Origin of the sequence: Veillonella sp. CAG:933 (assembly GCF_000431435.1) — a bacterium.
Lineage (GTDB): Bacteria > Bacillota > Negativicutes > Veillonellales > Veillonellaceae > Veillonella_A.
Window position 1 is genome coordinate 1 of sequence record NZ_HF986097.1, and the last position, 6,691, is coordinate 6,691.

9 protein-coding genes and 1 pseudogene are annotated in these 6,691 nt (G+C 34.6%); 7 read left to right on the forward strand and 3 right to left on the reverse strand.

The window, feature by feature from the left end; all coding sequences use genetic code 11:
* Positions 1–69: 69 nt before the first annotated feature.
* The 7 genes from QZL64_RS00095 to QZL64_RS00125 all read left to right on the forward strand — a co-directional run bounded on the left by QZL64_RS00095 (position 70) and on the right by QZL64_RS00125 (position 4,206).
* Positions 70–984, forward strand: coding sequence for a hypothetical protein (locus tag QZL64_RS00095; RefSeq protein ID WP_021840029.1), 915 nt, complete (start codon positions 70–72; stop codon positions 982–984).
* A 35-nt stretch (positions 985–1,019) separates the two neighbouring features.
* Positions 1,020–1,439, forward strand: coding sequence for a hypothetical protein (locus QZL64_RS00100; protein ID WP_021840030.1), 420 nt, complete (start codon positions 1,020–1,022; stop codon positions 1,437–1,439).
* A gap of 143 nt (positions 1,440–1,582) precedes the next feature.
* The gene (locus QZL64_RS00105) at positions 1,583–2,071 is read left to right on the forward strand and encodes a hypothetical protein (RefSeq protein ID WP_021840031.1); all 489 of its coding nucleotides are present in this window, start codon (positions 1,583–1,585) and stop codon (positions 2,069–2,071) included.
* Positions 2,072–2,109: 38 nt separating this feature from the next.
* The gene (locus QZL64_RS00110; RefSeq protein WP_021840032.1) at positions 2,110–2,601 is read left to right on the forward strand and encodes a hypothetical protein; all 492 of its coding nucleotides are present in this window, start codon (positions 2,110–2,112) and stop codon (positions 2,599–2,601) included.
* A gap of 215 nt (positions 2,602–2,816) precedes the next feature.
* A complete protein-coding gene (locus QZL64_RS00115; RefSeq protein WP_156704490.1) occupies positions 2,817–2,978 on the forward strand; it encodes a hypothetical protein in 162 nt (53 codons plus the stop codon).
* A gap of 215 nt (positions 2,979–3,193) precedes the next feature.
* On the forward strand, positions 3,194–3,565 hold the full coding sequence (locus QZL64_RS00120; protein WP_226974446.1) for a hypothetical protein: 372 nt from the start codon (positions 3,194–3,196) through the stop codon (positions 3,563–3,565).
* Positions 3,566–3,720: 155 nt separating this feature from the next.
* On the forward strand, positions 3,721–4,206 hold the full coding sequence (locus tag QZL64_RS00125) for a hypothetical protein (protein WP_021840035.1): 486 nt from the start codon (positions 3,721–3,723) through the stop codon (positions 4,204–4,206).
* 161 nt (positions 4,207–4,367) lie between these two features.
* Here the strand turns inward: QZL64_RS00125 and menA are convergent, their stop codons facing one another.
* The 3 genes and pseudogenes from menA to QZL64_RS00140 form a co-directional block, all read right to left on the reverse strand.
* Positions 4,368–5,264, reverse strand: a complete 897-nt coding sequence (gene menA, locus QZL64_RS00130) for a 1,4-dihydroxy-2-naphthoate octaprenyltransferase (RefSeq protein WP_021840036.1) — start codon at positions 5,262–5,264, stop codon at positions 4,368–4,370.
* Between the two features lie 6 nt (positions 5,265–5,270).
* Positions 5,271–6,164, reverse strand: coding sequence for a DMT family transporter (locus QZL64_RS00135; RefSeq protein ID WP_021840037.1), 894 nt, complete (start codon positions 6,162–6,164; stop codon positions 5,271–5,273).
* A gap of 239 nt (positions 6,165–6,403) precedes the next feature.
* Positions 6,404–6,691 (reverse strand): annotated as a pseudogene (locus QZL64_RS00140) (hypothetical protein); the annotation flags it as partial.

A 6,691-nucleotide genomic window follows, 5' to 3' on the forward strand; every position in this document is an offset into this window, starting at 1 on the left:
AAGTGTTCAATTTGATATTGCAATTTAGCAATATTTTTTTTTAGTGTTACACGTTATTATATAAAAGAGATGTCAAATTTTGAGTGGACTAAGAAAGATATTATTGTAATAAAGGATGGATATCATTATACATTTATTGCTCCTTATAATGATTACGATAATGTCAGTCTAGACCTTAGAAATTTTATTAAGCAAGATGAAATATATAATTTTGCGGTAGATAGTAAGATTGATAAAAATAAGCTTATTATAATTTATGTGAATCGGTCATTGGATTTAATACTATGCATTAAATCCAAATCAGATTATAAAGCTATAAAGATTGAAAGTATGGATAAACAATTTGTATATAGCATATATCCTAAATTATGGATTACTAATTTATCATATTATATTTATATAGACCATTATTTATATAAAGTAGATAAGCAAACTTTAGAAATCGAAAGGATTTTATCAGATATAAATGGGATACCTTCTATCAGCATTAGTGGAAATGTTATTTATAAAAATGATATAAATTATATTTCTGTAGTAATGTCGAAGGCAAATAAGAAGTTATTTTTGGTACCTAGATATAGTAGTTTGCAAAGTTGGGGGAGCAATAAAGATAGTTTTATTTTAAGCTTGAATGATAAAATTGAGAATATGACTTTATCAGGAAATCATAATTATACTGTTGTTAAACCTAGTTATGGTGATTTAAAATTTGAAGGTGATTTGGGTAGATTTAAAATTGTAAGATTTATACCTGATAGTGGTGAAGAGCCATTTATAGATTGGGCATTATGGTTTGAATCTATAAAAGATGGAGTAGAATATAAGTATTATCATTATTATATGTATGATTCACTAACGAATCATTTTTATGAATTACCAAGTCAATTATTAGGGTTCTTTTCGCATAAGAATGAGCTGATTACAGGATATAGTGGCGAAGTGAATTTAGAGGCAATATCTCAGTTAATACATATTGGATATTAAATTATTTTAGATTCAATTTGAAAAGGAGTAATAATTTGGGGCCAAATTATTTGAATAAAATAAAAATCACTATAGGGTTCTTAATATTGACAATAATCTATAATTATTTTCTTTTTTACGAATATTTTTATTTGAATCATGATATAGATAGGATTGCTTTTCTGGGGTTGTTAATATTTTATGGAGTTACGATATATCATATTATTTTAGTAAAAAAAGAAGTTTTTGATATCTTTAAATTATGGCATAATCAAGGAATTACAAAAACGAATATGTTAAAGCGACTTGTTTGTGATGAAAATGAATCCACATTAGAATATGTTAAAAAGAATCCATTAAGGCGTATGTTTATGAGGATTTGGGCTGTATTTTATTTAGGCGGGTGCATTTACTTTTTCTTAGCGGGATTTGCTGATTTTATTAGAGGCTTTATTGTCATTGTTTTTTTGTTATAGGATTTGCAAGGTTAAAAAAATGGTTTTATATATGGTTGTAGTTTGATAATTAATTGAAAAACAAAAACGGAAGAAACCCATGTCTTTTCTGAATGTGTATTTTAGTAGGAAAAAACTGTATTTTTAAAGGTATTGGGGAGAATATGTGGCAAAAGAATAAAAAGCTTTGTGCATTGTACTGGAATAAGTATAGTCCTATTGTAAGAAATATTTTTTTAGGGATTTTTTTGTTAGTGGCAATAGGCGGAAGAATATATAATTGGACTTTCCCGGAAGAAATAGAAAGACAATATGGTGAGTTAAGTAAGGTCATTTATAGTTTAGAGGTTTTTGATAACAGGGTTTTGAACCTAAGAGTAGGAACAGGTAATATTGTCATTGCAAAAGAGGTAACGGCTAATATTGATATGGGAGGGGATATTAATGATGCCATGGAAAGCAGGGCCAAAATAATAGAGTATTTTCTCCATCATGGGTGGGAGCCGGTTTCTTTACATAAGAATAATCTAAAATTTAGAAATGAAAGATATGAGATTGATTTATTTGGGCCGATGAGACAGAAACCTTTAGCTCATAATCATTGGTTAGTTACAGTAGGCTTTAATACTATTTTTCAAAGACTTAGGTTTTAAGAACGTGTTGGATATACATTATTTATTAGGGAGAAATAATGCAATTGAGTAAAGGTATAAAAAAAGAGAGAATAATAGCTTTTTTTAGATATGTGAAGGAAAATATTTTTGTCATTTATGGAGCTATTTTAGCTATAGTTATAGTTTCCAGTTTGCTCTTTCAACTCTTTTGTTCAGCGTATATAGATTCAAGAGCTCAAAATCTGGTTAGCGTTTTAAAAAGTATGGAAATAGTTCAAAATTATAGTGTAACTTCACCAACTATTGAAGGGGGACTATTTGCTCAAAAAGGTGTTTATGTAGTGATAAAAGCGGATAAAAATAAAGAGGAATTTTCAGATGAACTGAGGCAATACTTTTTGAGTAAAAATTATACAATTGATTCGATAAGCGAATCCGGTGGCATTAATGTTTATAATGACCTTTATATAATTAATGTAGGCCCAATATATAAGCGAGATAACAGCTATACAGGAAAATGGATGATATCTATTTATTATAACAATATATTGACAACATTGAATTTATAGCTAACTAACAGTAAAAGATAATGGATATATAAAAATTATAATGTCATATTTCGAATATACGGTTAGTGTAGGAGGTCAAGTCATGTCTACCATCAATGAAGGTATTCGGTACGGTGCAGTAGCAGTGGGAATAAATGAATCCTTACAACCCGTATTAGGAAAAAATAAAGAACAAAGAACTCCATAAATTAGCTACCTTGGTTGTGGGCAATGTGGTGACCGGACAAACATTCGGGGCAGCAACGGCGTTAAATGTAATCACATATAATTGGCTTAGCCATGCGGATCAAGTTAATTATGCAAGAGCATTGTATAATGCAAAGGATATGCCAATGACTCAAGCCCGCATTCACGCATTGTATGGTGCGTTAGATTAATATAATGATGATACATATGGGCCATGTCAGAACTATTTGGAAGCATTCTTGGCATCAGCTATAAAGAATTGAAATTTCATATTGCAATTTAGTAATACTATACTATTATTAGCGAGGTGAATTTTATTGGGGTACATTAACATAAACTCGTATTTTGGAATAAAACTATTATTAATTTTCGTAATTGTTTTTTTCTGTTAGGGTATGTTTTTAGAATGCCAGCTCCATACCATCTAGATATATTTCTTAATAGTTCTTTTGCTATTATTGTTTGTGAATTATCTACTTGGAGCATGAGGCATAATGGGTGGGTGGTTGATTATGAATTAGAAAAATATCGAGGAAATAGTTTAGTAGAAGAGCCTAGTTTGTATTTTAAAATAATATTTAAGATGTGTAGAGTTATTACTATAGGAGAGTATTATTATTTAAAAAGTTTAGGCGGGTTATGGACTATAAATCAAGGCATAGCATTTCTTTATTTACCTAGTGAATTTTACATGATAGAAGCTATTTTAGGATTGGTAGTTTGTATTTTTATTGGAAGAATAGGTAGTAGCTGGATAAAACGATATTATAAATTATAAAATCAGTATACAATAACCAGATACGACCAGTTGAAAAACAATAAATAACAGATTGGCTTAATCCGTACCAATATAATTGTGTTAATATTTGAAATATGTTTATTTTAGAAGAATATATTAGAAGATAGAAATAAATATTCTGGGAATATACAAAAATGAAAATATATAAAGACTATTATAAAAAGATTGAAGAGTATATGGATGGTTTAACGAAAAATATAACTATTGCAAATGAAGAAGAGTTGGAGAGTATTTTGGAGGCTTTAGAAAAAGTAGATTTTGATAGTCATTTAACAAATTTGGCTGAAAAAGTTTTTTCAACTTCAATTTTATTAGCGGAATATCCATATATTTTACCATTAGAGATATACAGACATGCTATGAAATATCGAGTTAATATAAATATATGTAAGTCTTTTTATCAGTATATTAGTGATAATGGATGGGATGAAGAAAGTATAATTATAAAAGGTATGTTGTGTGAGAAGGACTTGCAGGGGATAAAGGAATTTTGTATTAAACATACATTTTCAGATAGAGAAAACTCGTATTTCATGGAGCGCCCTATATGGAAGGGAAAAAACTATGAAGATGTATTAAAAAAATATGGAGTACCATGGAAAGAAGGATTTGATTTTTAGAAAACAATAGTTAATTGTAAGACTGCATTGAATAATATAGAGTCAAAAAACTCCCTTTTAAGTAGCACAAGTTTTATTTCCTGTGTCTGCCTAAAAGGGAGTCTGTTTTATCCGTTATAAATACTAAGGTTGTTTTTGTCCTATAAGTCTCGGTTTTTACTTCACCCAATCCACAGTCCAACGCTTACCAACAGATGATAGAGTGTCACACTGATGGACGTAAATTTCATAGCTTCGTTCATTTTTACCACGTCCGCATAGCGTTGCAAGATAGCAGCGCTTTTAAAAGCCGGGAAGAGAGCTATGATACCGAGCAAGGATGCTGATGGCAAATGCCCTAAAAATACCCATAAGAATAACCAAAGGACGCAGACGATAAATAAGGTTCGCAATAAGCGGATTCCTTCGTCTTTACCTAAAAGGATAACCAAAGTACGACGTCCGTGGGCTTTATCATTGCTGAAATCGCGCAGATTATTGGTCATCATGATATTGCCGATGAGGATGGTAGACGGAATGGCCGGGATTAAGAAGTCCCAGTAGAGCGTGCCCGTCCAGGTGTAGGCCGTAATATAGACAATGGCAAAACCCATGGCCACACCTGAGGCGAGTTCGCCGAACGGTGTGCGCGAAATCGGTTTTGGACCGCCCGAGTAGAATAAGCTGATCAGAATACAAACGGCGCCGGCCGGCAATAACCACCAAGATACTTGCGATGCCAAGAAAATGCCGAGCACGAGCGGCGTGAGGGAAAAGATATAGCCCAGTTTTTTTACCTGCTGCGGCGAAATTCCTTCACGGACGATGGTGCCGCTGTTGCCGGCCGCTTGGTTTAAGTCGAGACCGGATTTAAAGTCGAAATATTCGTTCCAAATATTGGCGGCAATCTGCGAACTCATGACGCAGATTAGAATTAATAAGGTGTAAAACAGGCTTAGCCAAAGGCTCTGAACCGCTGTGTGCAGCGTCGCCGCATAGGAGGCTCCGAGAATAACCGGGCTGAAGGCAGCTGTTAGCGTGCGGGGCCGGGCTAAGCGATAAAGTTGTGAAGCAGTCATACAAAATTAGTCCTTTCGACCGAAAAACGGTCCTATAGATAATTGTGGTGGGGATGGTAGTTGCGCCAGCAAAACGCCGAAACACATGGCTATGAGCCCCCAGATTTCCTGATAATCAAGCCGTTCATCCAAAATTAAATAGCCTAAAATACCGGTAAATACGATTTCGAGGCTCAGAATAAGGGATGCTTCCGTCGGCGGCAATTTGCGTTGCCCTAAAAGCTGCCCTGTAAAACCGATACCGGCCGATAAAACGCCGCCCCAAACGATGAAAAGCCAAGAGTCGGCTATATTTTGAAAAGTTGTGGTTTCCAAAAATAGGGAGGCTATGGCTGAGAACAAGGCACAGCCGAAAAACTGACCCATGGACAGTAAGAACGGATTATATTGTTTGGATACCGTATTTAACAGCAAAATGTGAATGGCCCAGAACAACGTGGAAATCAGGATGATTCCGTCGCCGTAAGAAGGAATGAAACTGTCCTTTAAGCTTAACAAGCCGGCTCCGATGATGGCACAAATAACGCCGCCTAAGGCGGTTAAGCTGAGTCGTTCACCTACAAAGAGACCAAGCAGTGGTACGAGGACCACATATAAGGCTGTTAAAAACGCGGCTTTTGACGCCGTCGTATAGGCGATGGCATATTGTTGCAAACTGGCACCTAAAAATAACATAAAGCCAAGGGCCAGGGAGGGCCAGATGATGGAACAGTGCGGCTTTTTCAAAGGTGCTCCCGTTTTTATCCAAAAATAAAACGGACTTACGGTTAATACTCCCAACAAAAAGCGTATCGCATTGTACGCATTGGGACCGATTACATCAGACGCAAGACGTTGGGCTACAAAGGTGGAGCCCCAAACAAACGCAGTGAGTAATAAACATAAGCGAGCTTGTAACATAAAAAGAGGATTCCTTTCTATAAATGTAGAATTATATAAAGATAACCCTTAACAATTGTAACTAAAATAAACTTAGTTGTAAATTGTTACCCCCAAAGGTTTATTAACTTTTGTCTCAAGAAGTGTGGTATTTACGGAAGTTTTACACTTCCCATAAATACTCTATTACCTCTAGTATAATTCCATAAATCAAAGAAAGCAAGGAAATAGGCGTATTCCTTGCTTTTCTCATTTATATATTATGCGTTTTTAGGTGTAGTTTGCGATTCGTTGCTCACCTGTTGCACAACTTTTCTAAGGTCATTATAAGTCGGTAATTGGTTGACGGCGGCGATTAAGTCCGGCGTATCTTTATGCGTGTATACTGACTGCGTGATATTAGCCGCTAGGCTGTGGCCTAATATGCGTTTTATAATGTTTTCATCGATTTTGCAGGTATCCGCCAATGTAGCAAATGTGTGCCGACCGTCATGAGGGCGGTGCCCGTTAGCAGCCAATAAGGCTAGCCGATATGTTTTATAGGCTGG